Origin of the sequence: Mesorhizobium norvegicum (genome assembly GCF_004919685.1) — a bacterium.
In the GTDB taxonomy this organism is placed as follows: Bacteria; Pseudomonadota; Alphaproteobacteria; order Rhizobiales; family Rhizobiaceae; genus Mesorhizobium; species Mesorhizobium norvegicum.
The window spans coordinates 49,262-67,346 of record NZ_SMYZ01000003.1 but is presented as its reverse complement, the minus strand read 5'-3'; the positions used below and the strand labels follow the sequence as shown (position 1 = coordinate 67,346).

Below are 18,085 nucleotides of genomic sequence, written 5' to 3'. Positions count from 1 at the left end.
GGCAGGGAAAAGCCACCAGGCACTCTTGCCGTGATCACGAAGCCGTCACCCGCGCAACCGATGGCTTGGTGTCCCCGGCCTCATTGCGACGGCCAAGCCGGGTGGCGCCATGCGGCGACAGCACCGGCACGAAGACACGGCGCGAGGCGCGCTGGGCGACCGGTACGCCTTGATAGAGCCGCTTCTGTGCCTCGACGACGATGACCCCGGAAAAGATCGGCCACAGTCGCCGGCCGGCACGTTCCAGCACATTGTGGAACCGCATCATGAAACGGCGCCGCGATGGCGGAAAGAACAGCGCATCGGACCAGGCGGCGGGCGTGAAATTCGCCTCGCGCAGCAGTTCGGTGAGCTGGCCACGCGAGAAAGGCCGGCCATTGCCGAACGGCGTGTGCTCGAAGCGCGCCCAGACACCGCGCCGGTTGGGCACGACGATGACCACGCGGCCGGCCGGCGACAGCACACGCCAGATCTCGTTCAGCGTCTCACGCGGGTTCTCGACATGTTCGAGCGAATGGACGAGCAGCATGCGGTCGATGCAGGAATCGACCAGCGGCAGTTCCTCGTCGAAGACCAGTGCCGTCGCCGTCGGCCCTGTCGCCGGCCACACCACGGCGCCCTGCGTTGCCGGCATGAAGGCAAACACCCGCTCGGCATCCGCGCCGAAGCGCTCCAGCCACGGCAAGGTATAGCCGAGGCCGACCAGCCGCTCGTTGGGCACGGCGGCCCAGATCGACGACAGCGCCATGGTGATCGAGCGCTCGGCGAACCGGCCGAGCGTTGTCGAATAGAAGGAGCGAAGGTCGACGATGTCGGAATGCATGGCAGGGATGTAGCCGTGATATCGGCGGGTTTCAACAAAAGGCCCCGATATGGCGGAGATTTGCGGGATGACATCGCCGCGCCGGCGCCCTATGTCTGCGGCGACAATGGAGACATGCGATGCCGGTCGAAATCGAACAGTTCATGTGCCGCAGCGACAATTTCGGCGTGCTGGTGCATGACCCCAAAAGCGGCCAGACCGCGATCATCGACGCGCCCGAGGAGGCACCGATCCTGGCCGCGCTCAAGCGCACCGGCTGGACGCCGACGATGATCCTGACCACGCATCATCATGTCGACCACGTCGAGGCCAATCTGGCGCTGAAGGAGCGCTTCAAATTGCGCATTGTCGGCCCGGAAGCGGAAAAGGCCAAGATCCCCGGCATCGACGAAACCGTCGAAGAGGGTTCCGTCGTTCATCTCGGCGATGAGCGGATCGAGGTGATTGCCACGCCCGGCCACACCGCCGGCCACGTTTCCTACTACTTGCCGGCTTCGAGTGTGGCGTTCACCGCCGACACGCTGTTTGCGCTGGGGTGCGGGCGGCTCTTCGAATGCAAGCCGCCGGTGATGTATGATTCGCTGAAGAAGCTGGCTGCACTTCCGGCTGAGACGGTCATCTATTGCGGTCACGAATACACGCTCTCCAACGCCCGTTTCGCGCTGACCGTCGACCCGACCAATTCGGCATTGAAGGAACGCGCCGCCAAAATCGAAGCGCTGCGCGCCGCCGACAAGCCGACACTGCCGACGACGATCGGCGAGGAACTGTCGACCAATCCCTTCCTGCGCTGGCACGATCCGGCGATCCGCAAGCATCTTGGGCTGGAGAAAGCTTCGGACGCCGAGGTTTTTGCCGAAATCCGCAAGCGCAAGGACAATTTCTAGAGCATTCGGGCCATGGCCAGTTCCGCCGAAATCATCGCGACGCTCGGTCTGAAACCGCATCCGGAAGGCGGCTGGTACGCCGAGACCTTTCGCGATGGCGCTGGCGGTGCGCGCGGCCATTCGACCGCGATCTACTTCCTGCTGGAACAGCATCAGGTTTCGGCCTGGCACCGGGTCAAGGACGCCGCCGAGGTCTGGCATTTCCACGCCGGCGCCCCGCTGGCGCTGGCGATGTGGGAAGAAGGCAGCGCCGTTATGGAGCAGGTGCTCGGCATCGATCTCGCAGCCGGTGAACGGCCGCAGATCGTCGTGCCGGCAGGCTGGTGGCAATCGGCGCGCAGCCTGGGCGACTGGACGCTGGTCGGCTGCACCGTCGCACCGGGCTTCGAGTTTGCCGCCTTCGAACTGGCAGCACCTGGCTGGCAGCCGAAACAACCCTAATTCAGCAAGAAACCCAAGGTGATCCCCAACTGGGCGGCGTAGTAGAGCGCCCAGACAGCAAAACGCATCCAGGCACGATGCGGCGAGATGGCGGCCACCAGGAATTTCTCCGTAGCGAGCAGCCCGTCCGACGCCATGAACAGCACGGCGCCGCCGACAATCCAGACGCTGCTTGTCGTCAGCGCCGAGATGCCCATCACCAGGATCGCGACGATATAGACGGTGATCGGGATACGCAGGCCGGGACCAACGCGGCGCCACAGTGCCGCCAGCATGACGATCGCAAACACCGCCATGGCGAGCGCGATCGCTCCGCGCCAAGATTCGGTGCCAAGCAACTCCAACCCGCCACCGCTGCGCAGGAACAGCACGACATAGACGATGTGGGCGACGAGAAAGCTGGCCAGCCCGCCAAGAAAGGCCTTTTCACCGTCGCGCGACAGGAAGGCGTCGCCAACGGCGCTGAGCGCGAGCGCAGCAACCAGCAGCAGCGGGCCGCCTTGCAGCGCCGCCAGCACGGCAAGCATCGCGACAGTGAGCGTCTTTGCCGCCGAACGAGCGAGCGTCGGCGGCATGCCAAGCGTGAAGGTGTAGATGACCGCCGCCGCCAGCGAAAAGATCAGTGTCGCATTGGCGTTGGCATCGATGCCGCCCGCAAACGGCATCGTCATGCTCTGGCTCCGCCTTCGGATGCCCCGGCTCCGCTTTCGGATGCCCCGGCTCCGCTTTCGGTCGCGACCGGCTTGCGCAGGAACAGCGACTTTGCCGCCAGCGCCGCACCGCCGGTGATGAGCACGCAGGCAGCGAGGATGCGCAGCGACGGCTCGGCGACGCCGGCCGCGATCAGCACCAGCGTCGACAACAGCGGCGCGGCGTAGCTTGCAGCCCCCAGCACCTGGATGTTGCCGCGCTTGACGCCGATGTCCCAGGCATAGAAGGCAGCACCCACCGGCATCAGGCCAAGACCGAGCACGGCCAGCCACTGGCCGGCGCCCTCAGGCAGCACGGTTTGTTCCAGCGCCAGGTGGCAGGCGAGCGACAGCACCGCGGTGGCGGCGCAGAACCAGGTAACGATGCTGGTCGGCACTGACGGGAAGCGCCGCGACAACAGCGAATAGGACGACCACAGGACGGCACAAACGGCGGCCATCGCATAGCCGAAGGCATAGCGGGCGTCGAAGGCGAGACCGCCACCCTTGGTGACGATCAGCACCGTGCCGGCAAGGCCGAGCAACGCGCCGACGACATGGTTCCAGGCCAGCCGTTCGCCCGGCATCAGCGCCGAGCCGAGCACGATCAGCAGCGGCCACAGATAGGCGATCAGGCTCGCCTCCACCGCCGGCGCATTGCGCAGCGCGGTGAAGTAGAAAAAGTGGTAGCCGAACAGGCCGGCAATGCCGATCAGCCACACTTGCGGCGGTATCTTCTGGTTCTTGTCGGGCGCCGGCATGAACAGCCGCGCGACGAGCCCGACGCCGGTGCCGATCGAGAAGGTGATTGCCGACAGCAGGAACGGCGGCACTTGGCCCGACGCATCCGTGAGCAGCGCCAGCAACGCCCACATGGCGACCGCCGAAAAGCCGATCAGTGTTGCGCGCCCCATTCTGTCTCCAGTGGCGCGCCAATTCCGCGCCTGGCTATTGTACCGCTTCGAAACGCCCGGCGCTGATGGTCAAGGTGCCGATCTGCGTGCCCACCGTGGCGTGGATCGGCGCATATACGCCGGTTTGGCCGAGCGGTGCAAACGTCACCATCATGCGGCTTTTGTTCTTCAGATAGTTGAGCGCCTTGCGGCCCTTGCGATACCCCGCCACCGGCTCGAAACCCATCCGGCAGGTGATGGTGTCGCCCTTGTAGCCGGGCACCGAGATCGTGCCCTTCGAATCATAGGTCAGCGTCAGATCGGCGCGCATCTCGCCATCATAGAACTTCACCGTGCGGCCGCAGACCTGATCGAGACTGTCGGCATGGATGACGGTGGCGGCCATCGGATCGAGCACCGAGGCCAGGTCGTCGGCACTGATCGGCACCCAGCTCTTGGGATCGCGCTTGCCCGGCGCGGGGATGACCTGCGTCGAGGTGACCGTGCCGTTGGCAAAGCGGATATCGACCACCGATGCCTTCTTGCCGGAGGTGTAATCGGCACGGAACGCCTGTGGCACCATCTTCTTGCCCGCAATCGTGCCTTTGGACGAGATCGTGCCACGCGTGTCGTCGAACAGCTTGGCGAGGCCGGCCGCGGTGACGCTGCCTTCGATCGCGTAGGCACCGTTCTCATAGCGGCTGGAAAACGTTGATTTCGCTATCGAAAGACCAAGGAACGACACCGTGTACTCGCCCTTGAACGACTGCGGCGAGGCAGCAGACGCGGCGGACGGCAAGGCAATGGCAAGCATGGCGACAAGGGCATGTGACGAACGAAGCATGGCGGGATCGGGTCCTTGATTTTCGGCCGGAGGCGGGCAACTCCGGTCTGGCATGTCCCTATCAGACCGCTTATAGGATGAATTCCGGCCTTAATATGAAAATGCCGGGCGCGTCCGTGGGGAAGCCGGAGCTTGACGCCCCGGCGAAATGCAACTATGGAACGCCAACTTTTTCCATAAGGCCGCCTGACCAGAACCGCGCGCCACCCGGCGTGGGCACAAAGGTTTGGCAGATCCCGAGAACTGAAGGTTAGAACAATGTCCCGCACCTGCGAACTCACTGCCAAGGCAGTCATGTCCGGCAACAATGTGAGCCACGCCAACAACAAGACCAAGCGTCGCTTCCTGCCGAATCTCGTCAATGTGACGCTGATTTCGGAAGCGCTGAACCAGAATGTGCGTCTGCGCATCTCGGCCAACGCGCTGCGTTCGGTCGAACATCGCGGCGGTCTCGACGCCTTCCTGGCCAAGGCCGACGTCAAGGAATTGTCGCAGCGCGCCCGTCTGCTGAAGAAGCAGATCGCCAAGAAGATCGCCGAGCAGCCTGCTGCCTGACATCGTTTAAAGGCGGGGGACGACCGCCCTGGCCAACCTCTTGTTGGCCTTGGGCATCGGGATCGAATCCGCAAGGTTCGGCAACCCGATGCTCAAATACGAAGCGAGCATCGCTCGGATGGGCATGATGCTCCGCTGGTTCCATTACCCAGGATAAAAAAATGACTTCCTTCTCGCGATACCTGCCATTCGTGGCCGCCATGGCGCTTGTCGTCGTGGCTTCGAACATTCTCGTGCAGTTCCCGATGCAGGGCCAGGTCGGCGGCTTGTCGCTGGCCGATCTGTTGACCTGGGGCGCCTTCACCTACCCCTTCTCCTTCCTGGTCACCGACCTCGCCAACCGCCGCTACGGGCCCACCGTGGCGCGCAGGATCGTCTTTGTCGGCTTCATGACGGCGGTGGTCTGCTCGATCCTTGTCCCACCCTTCCTGTTCCGCCACGGCCTGATCGAATTCGAGACCGCCGCCGACCGGCTGGTGCGCATCGCGGCGGCCTCCGGCGCGGCATTCCTTTGCGCGCAATTGCTCGATGTCACCGTCTTCAACCGGCTGCGCCGGCAGAGCTGGTGGCGGGCGCCGATCGTCGGCACGCTGGTCGGGTCGGTATTCGACACCGCCGTATTCTTCACCGTCGCTTTCTCGGCCGCCTTTGCCTTCGCTGGTCCGAACGACAGCTTTGCGCTCGAAACCGCACCGCTGATGGGCGTGTTCCATGTCGATGCCATGCGCTGGGTTTCCTGGGCGCTTGGTGATCTCTCGGTGAAGCTGATCATCGCCGTCGTCGCACTCATCCCCTACCGGCTGCTCGCTGCCCGCTGGAGCCAGCCGGCAGTTGCGGCCTAAGCCGTGCTTCCCTGGGTTCAGCTAGACTCTGCAAAGACCCCAGACGGCGCACAAGAACTTCGCCTCAAGCGGCGCGGTTCCGAATTCTCGATCATGCTGGGCACCAACGAGCTGATGAACAGCCGTCTCAGCGGTTCCGAGGAAGCGCTGGCAAAACTGTCATGCGAGCGGATTGCCGGCCGTCGGCAGCCAAGAATCCTGATCGGTGGCCTTGGCATGGGTTTTACGCTGCGCGCCGCACTCGCTGAACTCGGCACTGATGCCGGCATCGTCGTCGCCGAACTGGTGCCGGCGGTCGTCGCCTGGGCGCGCGGCCCGATGGCCGAAATCTTTGGCGGCTGTCTCGACGATCCGCGCGTCACCATCCAGGAAACCGATGTCGGGCAGTTGATACGGTCTGAGCCCGCAGCCTGGGACGCCATCCTGCTCGACGTCGACAACGGCCCGGAAGGCATCGTCCATAAATCCAACGATGCGCTTTACAGCCTGCAGGGCCTCAGTGCCGCACGCGCCGCGCTGAAGCCGGGTGGTGTGCTGGCGGTCTGGTCGCAAGGCCCCGACAGCGGCTTCACGCGGCGCCTGAAGCAGGCAGGCTTCACGGTCGAAGAGGTCAACACGCGCGCCAACGGCAAGCGCGGCGCGCGCCATGTCATCTGGATCGCCGCCAACGGCTCACGATCCTGACTTCTGAAGATCCGCAGCAAGGGCTTCCAGCAGTCCACGGGTTCCCTCTTCCCGCCCCTTGGCGGAATCGACACCGTCGAAAAACGCGCCCTGCTCGGTGTAGGTCAGCCGCGTGCCATTGCCTGAGGGTGTCAGCTCGACAGTGGTAAGGGATGCCGACATCGGCTGTGGCCCGATTGCCATGCGGTATGAAAACACGATGCGCTGGTCGGGAACGATATCCTGGAACTGCGCGTCGAGCCTGACCTCCGGACCGCCGGCATAGCTGAATCGCGACACCTCGCCACCGCCGATGCGGAAGTCGAAGCTGAATTCGGCGATGGCAAAACCATCGCCTTCGACCCGCCAGCGCCGCACGGTCGCCTTGTCGGCGAAGGCATGGAAGACTTGGGCCGGCGATTGTGGATAGGTCCGCTCGATGGTGAAGGTGGAGTGGATGACGGAATGCTCGTCTTTGACGGGGGCGATCTGGTTCATTGCTGCTCGTCCTTTTCCTGGTCCTGATTTTTCTTGGGGGATTGGTCTGTCTCGGCCAGGATCTGGCCGAGCCGGTCGAGGTGGCGTTCCGCCGGTATGCGGCGTTCGGTAATCCAGTCGGCGAGCGGAGCAAGCCCGCCCGGCTCGATCCGGCAGGTGCGCACCCGCCCGATCTTTTCGCTGCGGATCAGCCCGCAGGCCTCCAGCGTCTGCAGATGTTGCAGGACTGCCGCGAATGTCATGCCGAACGGCTCCGCCAGCTGGCTGACAGTGGCCGGTCCGCGGCTCAACCTTTCCAGGATCTGTCGGCGTGTCGGCTCGACAAGAGCGCGAAGGATGCTGTCGATCTCGGAATAGTTAAGCATGGACTTGAGTATTGCAGCGATCGTGCCAATTGTCAAGTCCAGGCTAAAGTGTTTGAGGAGCTCAAGTCGAGCGATGAGCAGTCGACCCCCACTCCGTCGAGCTTCGCTCGACACCTCTCCCCCGATCGACGGGGTAGAGGAAAGGCGCGAGCTTAATGCCGGCTGGCGCCCTTCCTCTCCCTCCGGAGGGGGGAGAGGTGGCGCTGCGAAGCAGCGACGGAGGGGGGAAGCCGCTGATGAAACGCGCGGTCGCTGCAAAAACAGGGACAGAGAAACGAGCGCACAACCTCCGGCAAGCGGGCAATCAGGCGGATCTTATGAACGCTCAATCCTGGTGCAGGATGAATTCCAGATAGAGGTTGCGCTGCAGGATCGAGTGATTGTCGTCGGAGATCAGCGACACCATCAGCGCGCCGTCGTCGCGGGTCCAGACGTCGAGCCCTTCCATATTGTCGATCTGGTAGCCCATGTCGGCCTCCAGCAGCACCGGTCCGTCGGCGACAGCGCCTTTCTCGACGCTTTCGCCATAGATGCGCCGCAGCCGCATCTTGACGCCGCGGGCCATCGAGAAGCTGCGCTCCAGAAGCAGCAGATCGCCATCCGGCAGGAAGGCGCCGTCGGTGATGTCGAAATCGCCGTTGCGCTTGACGGTGAAGACGCCCTTGTGCGGCCCTTCGATGATGGCAGCATAGATGTTGCCGGCCTTGTCGAGGCTCTTCTCGGAGACCACGACCAGACCACCCTGATGCTGGCCGTTGGCACTGGCGTGGGTGACGGTCTCGAAGCCGCGATTCTGGCGCAACTCCCGGGCCGGAACCACGAAATCCAGCTGCTTGAACGGCGCCTTCATGTCGGCCGGGTCGATCTTGAACTGGGCGACGCGGTGGTTGCGCTCGAAGCCGACGGTGGCGATGCCGTCCTTGACCGCGAGGCCTTCGGCATCGACCTCCCATTTCTTGTCGATCGGCCGGCCGGTCTCGTCGACCAACTGCTGCATGCGGAAATTCTGGATGCCGGACGGCCGCTTGTCGGCGTCGCGGACCACCGTGCCGAAGAACCAGAAGCCGGCGTCGGCAACGCCGACGAAATCGCCGCCGGCTTTCAGAAAACGGAACGCCGACAGCGCACCGAAATCGCGCGTCGGCGAGGTCATCTCCAGCCCGCCGACGAATTCGAGCGTGCCGAACTGCTTGTCGGCATGGCCAATGTGGAATTCGGTGATCGGGCGGGCCGAGACTTCGACCGGTTCGGCCGAGCTGGACTCAGCCGAACCGCCTGCCGCCGAAGCCACGCCGGCAAATAGGGCGATGGCGGCGAGAAGCGTCTGCCTAAAGCAATTCCAGGAAAAGTGTGAAACGGTTTTCCCGGGAAAAGCGCATAGCGCTTTCCCTTGGGAATTGCGTAAGAACAAAGAGTTAGAACGGTTCGGCATTTCCGTGAAATGATGAACCGCTCTAGATTCGCCGCGCGAGAAGATCATCCGGCGCGCCGCATGCCGCCGCGCCGCGTGTCCTTGGCGCTCTCCTCGGCGAACAGCGAAGCCAGTTGCTCGGTCATGGCGCCGGCCAGTTCCTCGGCATCGACGATGGTGACGGCGCGCCTGTAATAGCGCGTGACGTCATGGCCGATGCCGATGGCCAGCAGTTCCACCGGCGAACGCGTCTCGATCAGCTCGATGACGGCGCGCAGATGGCGTTCTAGATAGTTGCCCGGATTGACCGACAGCGTCGAATCGTCGACCGGCGCGCCGTCCGAGATCATCATCAGGATCTTGCGCTGCTCCGGCCGGGCAATCAGCCGGTTGTGCGCCCACAGCAGCGCCTCGCCGTCGATGTTTTCCTTGAGCAGGCCTTCGCGCATCATCAGGCCGAGATTGCGCCGCGCCCGCCGCCACGGATGGTCAGCCGACTTGTAGATGATGTGGCGCAAATCGTTGAGCCGGCCGGGGTTCGGCGGCTTGCCGTCCTTCAACCATTTCTCGCGCGCTTGCCCGCCCTTCCAGGCCCGGGTGGTGAAGCCGAGGATCTCGACCGATACACCGCAGCGCTCCAGCGTGCGCGCCAATATGTCGGCGCAGGTGGCGGCGACCGTGATCGGCCGGCCGCGCATCGAGCCGGAATTGTCAAGCACCAGCGTCACCACCGTGTCGCGGAATTTGGTGTCGCGCTCCTGCTTGAACGACAGCGGCTGCATCGGATCGATGACGACGCGCACCAGCCGTGCCGGGTCGAGGTAACCCTCTTCCAGGTCGAAATCCCAGGAGCGGTTCTGCTGCGCCATCAGCCGGCGCTGCAGCCGGTTGGCCAGCCGCCCGACGACGCCGGACAGATTGGCAAGCTGCTTGTCGAGGAAGGCGCGCAGCCGGTCGAGCTCTTCTTCTTCGCAAAGCTCCTCGGCGCCGACCGTCTCGTCGAAAGCGGTGGTGAAGACCTTGTAGTCGATTTCCTTCGGCAGATTGGTGAAGGGATTGTCATTGCGGCGCGCCTCGCCCGGCGTTTCGGCATCGGCGTCGTCATCGTCGGACAGATCGTCGGCGGTAGCGTCGGACGCTTCCGTCTCGGCCGACTGCTCGTCATCGGCCGACGCTTCGGCATCCTCGGATTGCGACTGCTCGGAGCCGGAATCCTCTTCGCCGCCCTCCTCGCTCTGCTCCTCGCCTTGCGGCTGGTTGTCGTCATTGTCCTCGGAGTCTTCCGTCTCCTGGTCGTCGCCGAGCTCCTCGGCCATTTCCATGGAGGCGAGCATGTCGCGCACAACCCGTGCGAAGGCCTGCTGGTCGCCGAGCTTTGCCGAGAGGCCGTCGAGATCGGCCTTGGCCTTTTCCTCTACCCAGGGGCGCCAGAGTTCGACCAGCCGCTCGCCGCTTTTCGGGACCGGCCGGCCGGTCAGCTTCTCGCGCACCATAAGCGCCAGCGCTTCTTCGATCGGCGCGTCGGCCTTGTCCTTGACGTCGACGAGATTGGCCTTGGCGTATTTGTCCTCCAGCATCGAGCCGATGTTGTTAGCGACGCCCTGCATGGCGCGTGAGCCGATCGCCTCGACACGGGCCTGCTCGACCGCGTCATAGATGGCGCGGGCCGCCTTGCCTTCCGGCGCCAGCTTGGTGTGGATGCGCGCGTCGTGGCAGGCGCGCTTCAGTGCCATGGAATCGCCGAGGCCGCGGGTGATCGCAATGTCGGTCTTCGACGCCTTCTTCGGCAGTTCGGGCAAACGCGCCCGGCTGCCGGCGAGTGCCGGCCTGTCCTTGGCGAAGCCGACTTCGAGTTCCTTGTCGCCGGCGATGGCGCGCATGCAGACGGTGACGGCGCGCTTGAAGCTGTCGGCTTCAGACCCCGTCTTCGACTTGTTGCGCGTGTTGTCGCCCGGACCCGCCATCGAGGCTCCGCTTAACCCAGCACCACGTTGGCGGCGCTCTCCGGCAGATCCTCGCCGAAGGCGCGCTGGTAGAACTCCGCAACCACCGAGCGTTCCAGTTCGTCGCACTTGTTGAGGAAGGTCAGCCGGAACGCCATGCCGATATTGCCGAAGATCTCGGCATTCTCGGCCCAGGTGATGACGGTACGCGGGCTCATCACGGTCGACAGATCGCCATTGATGAAGGCCGAACGCGTCATGTCGGCGACGCGCACCATCTTGTTGACGATCTCCTTGCCCTTGGCGTCGCGATAGTGCTTGGCCTTGGCCAGCACGATGGCGACTTCATTGTCGTGCGGCAGGTAGTTCAGCGTGGTGACGATCGACCAGCGGTCCATCTGCGCCTGGTTGATCTGCTGGGTGCCGTGATAGAGGCCCGTGGTGTCGCCGAGGCCGACCGTGTTGGCGGTCGAGAACAGCCGGAAGGCCGGATGTGGACGGATGACCCGGCTCTGGTCGAGCAGCGTCAGCCGGCCCGACGATTCCAGCACGCGCTGGATGACGAACATCACGTCCGGGCGGCCGGCATCGTACTCGTCGAAGCACAGCGCGACATTGTGCTGATAGGCCCAGGGCAGGATACCGTCGCGGAATTCGGTGATCTGCAAGCCGTCCTTGACGACGATCGCGTCCTTGCCGACGAGATCGATACGGCTGACATGGCTGTCGAGATTGACGCGCACGCAGGGCCAGTTGAGGCGGGCGGCGACCTGTTCGATATGGGTCGACTTGCCGGTGCCGTGATAGCCCGACACCATGACGCGGCGGTTGTAGGCAAAGCCCGCAAGGATCGCCATCGTCGTGTTCTTGTCGAACAGATAGTCCGGATCGATGTCGGGCACATGCTCTGATGTCACCGAATAGGCCGGCACCACCATCTTGGACTCGAAGCCGAATTTTTCCTTCACCGACACCGTTGTGTCGGGCAGGTTGGCGATGTCACGATCGACCTTGTTCATATCTCTCAACGTCTCCACGGGCGAAACCCCTGATTTCGCCGGCAATCGATTTTGTCCGGGGGCGGTCTTAGAGCCTTTTCCAACCTTATGAAAGTTGGAAAACGACACGAACCGTATGGTCGCTCAGCACAGGCCCGCCTGTTTGAGCACGCGATAGGCCTGCAGCACATCGCGGAACCGGTCTTCCGAACCTCTGTCGCCACCATTCGCATCCGGATGGTGGAGTTTCACCAGTTCCTTATAGCGCGCCTTGATTTCCTTGCCAGTCGCCTTTGTATCAAGGCCAAGCGTTTCCAGCGCCTTGGCCTCAAGCGGCTTGGCCTTGCGCTCGCGCGCCTCGCGCGGATCCTTCGGCCCCTTGAACAGGTCGAAGGGGTCGCGCATGCGGTTGTAGTAGCCGGCGCGGCCGGAGCGCAGCTGCGCCATATCCGGCGACGAACGCGTCGAGGCGCCGTTGACGCCCATCTTCCAGGTCGGCCGGTGACCGGTCATCGCTTCCTTCTGGAAGCGCGCGACCTCGGTGTCCGGCACGCCGGAAAAATAGTTGAAGCCCTTGTTGTACTCGCGCACATGGTCGAAGCAGAAGCGGAAATACTCGCCCTCCTTCATGCGCCCGACCGGCGCACGATGAGTGCCCGCTTCCTTGCAGCCGTCCCACTGGCAAATCGGCGAGTGCGACTTCAGCTCCGCGTCCTTGTCGGGGCGGACGCGAATCTTCTCGAAATATTTGGGGTACGGCTTCATCTAACCCATTTATGGGGCGTTCGCAGATGCGAAACAAGAATTGACATTTTCGAGATCATCGCCCTAACCGCTGAATCGCGGCATAAAGCAGGCGAATGGCGGATTTTGTTGCGCGGCAGCGGCTTTTGCGGAAACCGATTCCGGTTTTGCGGGCTGACACGCCGACCATATGTGGTGAAGGGAGACGACGATGTCCATACAGACGACCATGGAAGACAAGCTCAACAAGGCATTTTCGCCGGAGCGGCTTGTCATTATCAACGAAAGCCACCTCCATGCCGGCCATCACCATCACGGCTCCGACCATCACGGTGCCTATGACGGCACCGGCGAGACGCATTTTCGCGTCCGCGTCGTCTCTTCAGCCTTTGCCGGCATGAGCCGCATCGACCGTCACCGCGCCGTCAACGAATTGCTTGCCGACGAACTGAAGGCAAGCGTGCACGCGCTGGCGATCGAACCGGCGGCTCCCGGCGAAAAGACCCGCTGGTAGGCCAGACCCGCCCTCACCTCCGCCGCGCTCAGAGCACCGCTTCGATGAGGAACGGCCCGCGCCGCGACAACGCGCTGTCCAACAGCGCGTCGAACCGCTCGCACGTATCGGCGCGAGCCGCTTCCACGCCCATGCCTTTGGCCAGCGAGACCCAGTCCAGCGACGGATGGTCGAGATCGAGCATACGCCTGGCGTTCTCGCCGATCGCCTCGACACCGACATTCTTCATCTCGCCATGCAGGATCGCATAGGTTCGGTTGGCAAAGACGATCGTCACCACGTCGAGCTTTTCCCTGGCCTGGGTCCACAGCCCCTGCACCGTGTACATGCCGCTGCCATCGGCCTCTAGATTGATCACCTTGCGGTCCGGGCAGGCGATTGCCGCCCCGGTCGCCATCGGGATGCCTCCGCCGATCGATCCGCCTGTGCCCATCATGTAGTCGTGCGGCGCGGCAAAGGCGGACAGGCCGAAGAAGCGCCGCGCCGAGGTGATCGCTTCATCGCAGACGATCGCATCCTCGGGAAGCCTTCGCGCCACCGACAATGCGATGGCATCTTCCGTCAGCCTGCCGTTCGGTGTTGCCTCGTCGGGGAAAGCGGTCGCGAACACCTGTTGTTGCGACGGCTTTATGCCGAGTTCGTCGCGAAGCGCTTCCAGCGCCGCATGCAGATCGTTGCCATGGGCGGCCAGCGTCAGCACCTGGCACCCCTCACGGACAAGCCGCCCCGGTTTTCCCGGATAGGCGAAGAAGGCAACGGGTTCCTTCCCGCCGACCAGGATCAGGACGTCGATATCCCTGAGCACGGCCGTCGCAGCATCGACCGGATAGGGGATGCGCGTGGGCGCGACACGCCCGCGTCCGCGCTGCATTCTGGCGATCAGAACCTCGCTGAACAGGCGGACATCGCTGCCCGTCGAGATCTGCCCGGCGATGGCGAGCGAATCGGCTCGTGCGGCCCTCCCGCGAACGGCCATGCCGGCCCGACCCGGAGCGGCACGGATCGCCGCTGCGATCTTGCGTACCGCGTCCATGTCGACGGCGGGCGGCGGCGCCAGCCTCACCTTGCCAACCGAGACCGCCCCGACTTCACCCCAGGCGGCATCCGCCGGCAGGATCAGGGTCGTGACGCCGGGAGGTGTCAGCGATGCGCGCAAGGCCGCCTCGGTCGCCGGCGCGACATCGTCCGGGCCACCGATGCGGCGCACCCAGTTCGACATCGGCCTCGCAAGGCCCTCTATATCGCTGGTGAGCGGCGCATCGAGCGGCAGATGGTAAGACGCATGGTCGCCGACAATGTTGATCATCGGGCTCAGCGCGCGCCGCGCATTGTGCATGTTGGCGAGGCCATTGGCGAGGCCTGGACCGGTATGCAGCAGCGTCGCGGCGGGGCGATCGGTCATCCGCGCATAGCCGTCGGCGGCACCGGTCACCACACCCTCGAACAGGCCAAGCACGCAACGCATCTGCGGTTTGCGGTCAAGTGCGGCAACGAAATGCATTTCGGACGTGCCGGGATTGGCGAAGCAGACCGTCACATCGTTGGCCAGAAGCACGTCACACAGGACATCGGCGCCATTCATGCAATTCTCTCCTGTTGACGATCGAAGAGCAATTCCAGGAAAAGTGTGAAGCGGTTTTCCGTCCGGAATTGCGTCAAAACAAACAGAGAGAGCACTTGCACCTGTGGGCGTCCGCACGGCAATATCCCGCCAGTGCTTTTGGTCTGATCCAGTCGCGCTGACGCCGCTGCCTCGGAGGCTCGGGATCAGCCGACCGTCGATTTCAGGAATGCAAGCGCCGCGGTGGTCAACGCGTCGCCATCCTCGCCGAAATCGTGATTGATCGACATGTGCGTATAGGCGCTGCCGTCGAACAGCGTGACCCTGGTGCCGGTGGCGCGCAGGCGCTCGGCAAAGGCCTTCGAATCCTCGCCACGGCCAGACGCCCGCGAATAGGCAATGAAGGTCGGCGGATGCTTGCGGCCGTCGACATAGCTGGCAGGCGAAAGTGCCGCCCATTGCGAGGGGTCGGAAAACACACGCGCATAGGCCCGCACCATGCCGCCATTTTTGGCAAGCGCTGCAAGATCATAGGCCCTGGTGTCGTCGAGGATGAGCGCAGCTATGCCAGGCAACCCGCCGCGCATGCCGGTCAATGCAATCAGATGGCAGCCGGCCGAATGGCCCATGCCGACAATGCGGTTGGGGTCGCCGCCATGCTGGGCGATATTGGCGCGCACAAAGGCATAGGCCTTTTCGACATCGCCCGCCTGGGTGGCGACGTCGGCCTCGGGCAACAGGCGGTAGTCGATGGAGACAAAGCAAAAGCCGTTGGCGAGCAGAAAGGTCGGCTTGGCGTTGACCTGGCTGCGTTTGCCGAATTGCCAGGTGCCGCCATGGACGAAAAACACGACCGGCAGGCCGCTTGCACCATCAGGCGCATAAATGTCCAGCTTGGCTGGCCCGTAGTCGAAGGTTTTTGGCGCGGGTTGGCGCGAGCGCTGCGCGGCCGATGCTCCCAATGGCAGCATCGCCGCCACGGAGGCCAGAATGAGGCTTCGGCGATCGATCATCATGGTCTCCCGAGCGTGTAGGCCAACAGTGTCCGCAGGCGCCACGAGCGTCCAGTTAAGGATTGGTAATACCCTCTGGCTCGGCGATCGATCATCGATCCGGACCTCGAAAATGGCACTCGAGCTTTTGGGGGCTCATCCGCTGCAGAGGAAGCCGGATCAACCGGGCTTCGTCGAACTCGCACCGGGTCGCAACTTTCGCCGCTTCAGGCCGCATCAACGCACTGCCCTTGTCGTTCAGTTCACGAAATCAATATCTACCCCTTGACGGTCTCATCTGGCCATCACCACTTAAGTATTTGGACAAGAATTTCAGTGACATGGGTAGTGTCCCAGGTCTCAATGCCAGATGCACGCGCTCTCCTTCATGTGAAGGAACCACAATGCGTTCCGGCAGTTGAATATATGATGAGCCAGCCGGCAGCCAGAACGGCTCTGAGGGCAAAATATCATGCGAGAGAACCAGTCTGACGTCTTCGATCTGTTTTCGGAAATTTATACGAATGCGGCGCAGGAAGAGATCAGCCTCCAGCAATATCTCCTTGCCTGCCGCGAGGACAGATCGATGTATGCCTCGGCGCCTGAACGGATGGTCGACGCGATCGGCGAGCCGAACCTGGTCGACACCAGCAAGGACGAGCGGCTCGGCCGCATTTTCTCCAACCGGACCCTGAAGGTGTACCCCTCCTTTGCAGATTTCTATGGCATGGAGGACACAATCGAGCGCATCGCCGGCTATTTTCGCTATGCGTCCCAGGGGCTCGAGGAGCGCAAGCAGATCCTCTATCTCCTCGGCCCGGTTGGCGGCGGCAAATCCTCCCTTGCCGAACGGCTGAAGAAATTGATGGAGCAGCGCCCGATCTACACGCTGAAGGTTGGCAACCAGGTCAGCCCGGTTTTCGAATCACCACTTGGCCTTTTCCATCCCGATCGCATGGGCGACCTGCTGCAGGATAAATACGGCATTGCCCGGCGCCGTTTGAACGGGCTCATTTCGCCATGGGCGGCCAAGCGCCTCGACGAACTGTCCGGTGATATTTCCAAGTTCAGCGTGGTCAAGCTGATGCCTTCGCGATTGCGCCAGATCGCCATCGCCAAGACCGAGCCCGGCGATGAGAACAATCAGGACGTCTCGGCCCTGGTCGGCAAGGTCGACATCCGGCAATTGGAAAATTTCAGCCAGTCCGATCCGGACGCCTATTCCTACAGCGGCGGACTGAACCGGACCACACAGGGCCTGCTTGAATTCGTGGAGATGTTCAAGGCGCCCATCAAGGTCCTGCATCCGCTGCTGACCGCGACCCAGGAGGGCAGCTACAACGGCACCGAAAATTTTGGCGCCTTTCCCTACCAGGGGATCATCGTGGCCCATTCCAACGAGTCGGAGTGGCAGCAGTTCAAGAACAACAAGAACAATGAGGCCTTTCTCGATCGCATCCTCGTGGTCAAGGTGCCCTATTGTCTGCGGATCACCGAAGAGAGGCAGATTTACGAAAAGCTGCTGCGGGAGAGCGAATTGGCCGCCAGCCCCTGCGCCCCCGAGGTGTTGGACATTCTCAGCCGGTTTACAGTCTCGACCCGTCTGGCCGAGCATGACAATTCGCCACTCTACACCAAGATGCGCGCCTATGACGGCGAGAACCTGAAGGACGTCGACCCCAAGGCGAAGTCGGTTCAGGAATATCGCGACGCCGCCGGCGTCGCCGAAGGCATGACCGGCGTCAGCACACGCTTCGCCTTCAAGATCCTGTCGCAGACATTCAACTACGATACGAAGGAGGTGGCTGCCGATCCTGTGCATCTGATGTACATCCTGGAAGAGGCGATCAAGCGCGAGCAGTTTCCAAAGGAGACGGAAGCTGCCTATCTCGAGTTCATCAAGTCGGAACTGGCAACGCGCTATGCCGAGTTCATCGGCCACGAAATCCAGAAGGCCTATCTGGAATCATACAGCGAGTATGGCCAGAACCTCTTCGACCGTTACATCGCCTATGCCGATGCCTGGATCGAGGATCAGGACTACAAGGATCCCGATACCGGCCAGGTTCTCAATCGCGAGGTATTGGACAAGGAATTGTCGCAGGTCGAAAAACCGGCCGGCATCGCTAATCCCAAGGACTTCCGCAACGAGGTGGTGAAGTTCACGTTGCGCGCGCGCGCAAGAAACCACGACCGCAACCCGTCATGGACGAGTTATGAAAAACTGCGCGAAGTCATCGAGAAGCGGATGTTCGGACAGGTCGAGGATCTCTTGCCGGTGATCAGCTTCGGTTCCAAGCAGGACAGCGTCACGGAAAAACGCCACAATGAATTCGTGCAGCGCATGGTCGAGCGCGGCTACACCCAGCGGCAGGTGCGTCGCCTTGTGGACTGGTACATGCGAGTGAACAAGGCGGGCTGA

At 62.9% G+C, this 18,085-nt stretch carries 19 protein-coding genes; 7 read left to right on the top strand and 12 right to left on the bottom strand.

Annotated elements, in window-relative coordinates; all coding sequences use genetic code 11:
• Positions 1 to 34: 34 nt before the first annotated feature.
• Entirely contained in the window at positions 35 to 823 is a 789-nt protein-coding gene (locus tag FCU66_RS01475) for a class I SAM-dependent methyltransferase (RefSeq protein ID WP_136620360.1), read from the bottom strand.
• A gap of 119 nt (positions 824 to 942) precedes the next feature.
• Here FCU66_RS01475 and gloB point away from each other — a divergent pair, with 119 nt between their 5' ends.
• Together gloB and FCU66_RS01465 are read left to right on the top strand one after the other, a co-directional pair.
• Entirely contained in the window at positions 943 to 1,710 is a 768-nt protein-coding gene (gloB, locus tag FCU66_RS01470) for a hydroxyacylglutathione hydrolase (protein WP_136620361.1), read from the top strand.
• Positions 1,711 to 1,722: 12 nt separating this feature from the next.
• Positions 1,723 to 2,151: a cupin domain-containing protein gene (locus tag FCU66_RS01465; RefSeq protein ID WP_136620362.1), complete on the top strand. Its 429-nt coding sequence runs from the start codon at positions 1,723 to 1,725 to the stop codon at positions 2,149 to 2,151.
• Here the strand turns inward: FCU66_RS01465 and FCU66_RS01460 are convergent.
• The 3 genes from FCU66_RS01460 to FCU66_RS01450 are packed head-to-tail and all read right to left on the bottom strand — an operon-like array spanning position 2,148 to position 4,577.
• A complete protein-coding gene (locus FCU66_RS01460) occupies positions 2,148 to 2,822 on the bottom strand; it encodes a lysoplasmalogenase (protein ID WP_136620363.1) in 675 nt (224 codons plus the stop codon). The two genes, FCU66_RS01465 and FCU66_RS01460, sit on opposite strands and share 4 nt — an antisense overlap.
• On the bottom strand, positions 2,819 to 3,754 hold the full coding sequence (gene yddG / locus FCU66_RS01455; protein ID WP_136620364.1) for an aromatic amino acid exporter YddG: 936 nt from the start codon (positions 3,752 to 3,754) through the stop codon (positions 2,819 to 2,821). Before yddG ends, FCU66_RS01460 begins: the two co-directional genes overlap by 4 nt.
• A gap of 34 nt (positions 3,755 to 3,788) precedes the next feature.
• A complete protein-coding gene (locus tag FCU66_RS01450) occupies positions 3,789 to 4,577 on the bottom strand; it encodes a DUF3108 domain-containing protein (RefSeq protein WP_136620365.1) in 789 nt (262 codons plus the stop codon).
• Positions 4,578 to 4,835: 258 nt separating this feature from the next.
• Here FCU66_RS01450 and rpmB point away from each other — a divergent pair, with 258 nt between their 5' ends.
• The 3 genes from rpmB (at position 4,836) to FCU66_RS01435 (ending at position 6,658) form a co-directional block, all read left to right on the top strand.
• Positions 4,836 to 5,132, top strand: a complete 297-nt coding sequence (gene rpmB / locus FCU66_RS01445) for a 50S ribosomal protein L28 (RefSeq protein ID WP_056583698.1) — start codon at positions 4,836 to 4,838, stop codon at positions 5,130 to 5,132.
• 161 nt (positions 5,133 to 5,293) lie between these two features.
• Positions 5,294 to 5,974: a queuosine precursor transporter gene (locus tag FCU66_RS01440; RefSeq protein WP_136620366.1), complete on the top strand. Its 681-nt coding sequence runs from the start codon at positions 5,294 to 5,296 to the stop codon at positions 5,972 to 5,974.
• Between the two features lie 3 nt (positions 5,975 to 5,977).
• Positions 5,978 to 6,658: a spermidine synthase gene (locus FCU66_RS01435; protein ID WP_136620367.1), complete on the top strand. Its 681-nt coding sequence runs from the start codon at positions 5,978 to 5,980 to the stop codon at positions 6,656 to 6,658.
• Here FCU66_RS01435 and FCU66_RS01430 read toward each other — a convergent pair.
• The 6 genes from FCU66_RS01430 to FCU66_RS01405 form a co-directional block, all read right to left on the bottom strand.
• A complete protein-coding gene (locus FCU66_RS01430; protein ID WP_136620368.1) occupies positions 6,647 to 7,135 on the bottom strand; it encodes an SRPBCC family protein in 489 nt (162 codons plus the stop codon). The two genes, FCU66_RS01435 and FCU66_RS01430, sit on opposite strands and share 12 nt — an antisense overlap.
• Positions 7,132 to 7,500, bottom strand: coding sequence for an ArsR/SmtB family transcription factor (locus FCU66_RS01425; RefSeq protein ID WP_136620417.1), 369 nt, complete (start codon positions 7,498 to 7,500; stop codon positions 7,132 to 7,134). The genes FCU66_RS01430 and FCU66_RS01425 overlap by 4 nt, the downstream gene beginning before the upstream one ends.
• A gap of 325 nt (positions 7,501 to 7,825) precedes the next feature.
• On the bottom strand, positions 7,826 to 8,791 hold the full coding sequence (locus FCU66_RS01420; RefSeq protein ID WP_246093719.1) for an esterase-like activity of phytase family protein: 966 nt from the start codon (positions 8,789 to 8,791) through the stop codon (positions 7,826 to 7,828).
• Between the two features lie 185 nt (positions 8,792 to 8,976).
• Positions 8,977 to 10,875, bottom strand: a complete 1,899-nt coding sequence (gene cobT / locus FCU66_RS01415; protein ID WP_136620369.1) for a cobaltochelatase subunit CobT — start codon at positions 10,873 to 10,875, stop codon at positions 8,977 to 8,979.
• An 11-nt stretch (positions 10,876 to 10,886) separates the two neighbouring features.
• A complete protein-coding gene (gene cobS / locus FCU66_RS01410; protein ID WP_109671608.1) occupies positions 10,887 to 11,873 on the bottom strand; it encodes a cobaltochelatase subunit CobS in 987 nt (328 codons plus the stop codon).
• 123 nt (positions 11,874 to 11,996) lie between these two features.
• Positions 11,997 to 12,617, bottom strand: a complete 621-nt coding sequence (locus tag FCU66_RS01405; RefSeq protein WP_136620370.1) for a J domain-containing protein — start codon at positions 12,615 to 12,617, stop codon at positions 11,997 to 11,999.
• Between the two features lie 190 nt (positions 12,618 to 12,807).
• Here FCU66_RS01405 and FCU66_RS01400 point away from each other — a divergent pair, with 190 nt between their 5' ends.
• Entirely contained in the window at positions 12,808 to 13,110 is a 303-nt protein-coding gene (locus FCU66_RS01400) for a BolA family protein (protein ID WP_136620371.1), read from the top strand.
• Between the two features lie 28 nt (positions 13,111 to 13,138).
• Here the strand turns inward: FCU66_RS01400 and FCU66_RS01395 are convergent, their stop codons facing one another.
• Together FCU66_RS01395 and FCU66_RS01390 are read right to left on the bottom strand one after the other, a co-directional pair.
• Positions 13,139 to 14,692 carry an acetolactate synthase large subunit gene (locus FCU66_RS01395; RefSeq protein ID WP_136620372.1) on the bottom strand — a complete coding sequence of 518 codons (1,554 nt, stop codon included), beginning with the start codon at positions 14,690 to 14,692 and terminating at the stop codon, positions 13,139 to 13,141.
• 185 nt (positions 14,693 to 14,877) lie between these two features.
• A complete protein-coding gene (locus FCU66_RS01390) occupies positions 14,878 to 15,684 on the bottom strand; it encodes an alpha/beta hydrolase (RefSeq protein WP_136620373.1) in 807 nt (268 codons plus the stop codon).
• Between the two features lie 451 nt (positions 15,685 to 16,135).
• On the opposite strand from FCU66_RS01390, the gene FCU66_RS01385 reads away from it, so the two are divergent.
• Entirely contained in the window at positions 16,136 to 18,085 is a 1,950-nt protein-coding gene (locus tag FCU66_RS01385) for a PrkA family serine protein kinase (RefSeq protein WP_136620374.1), read from the top strand.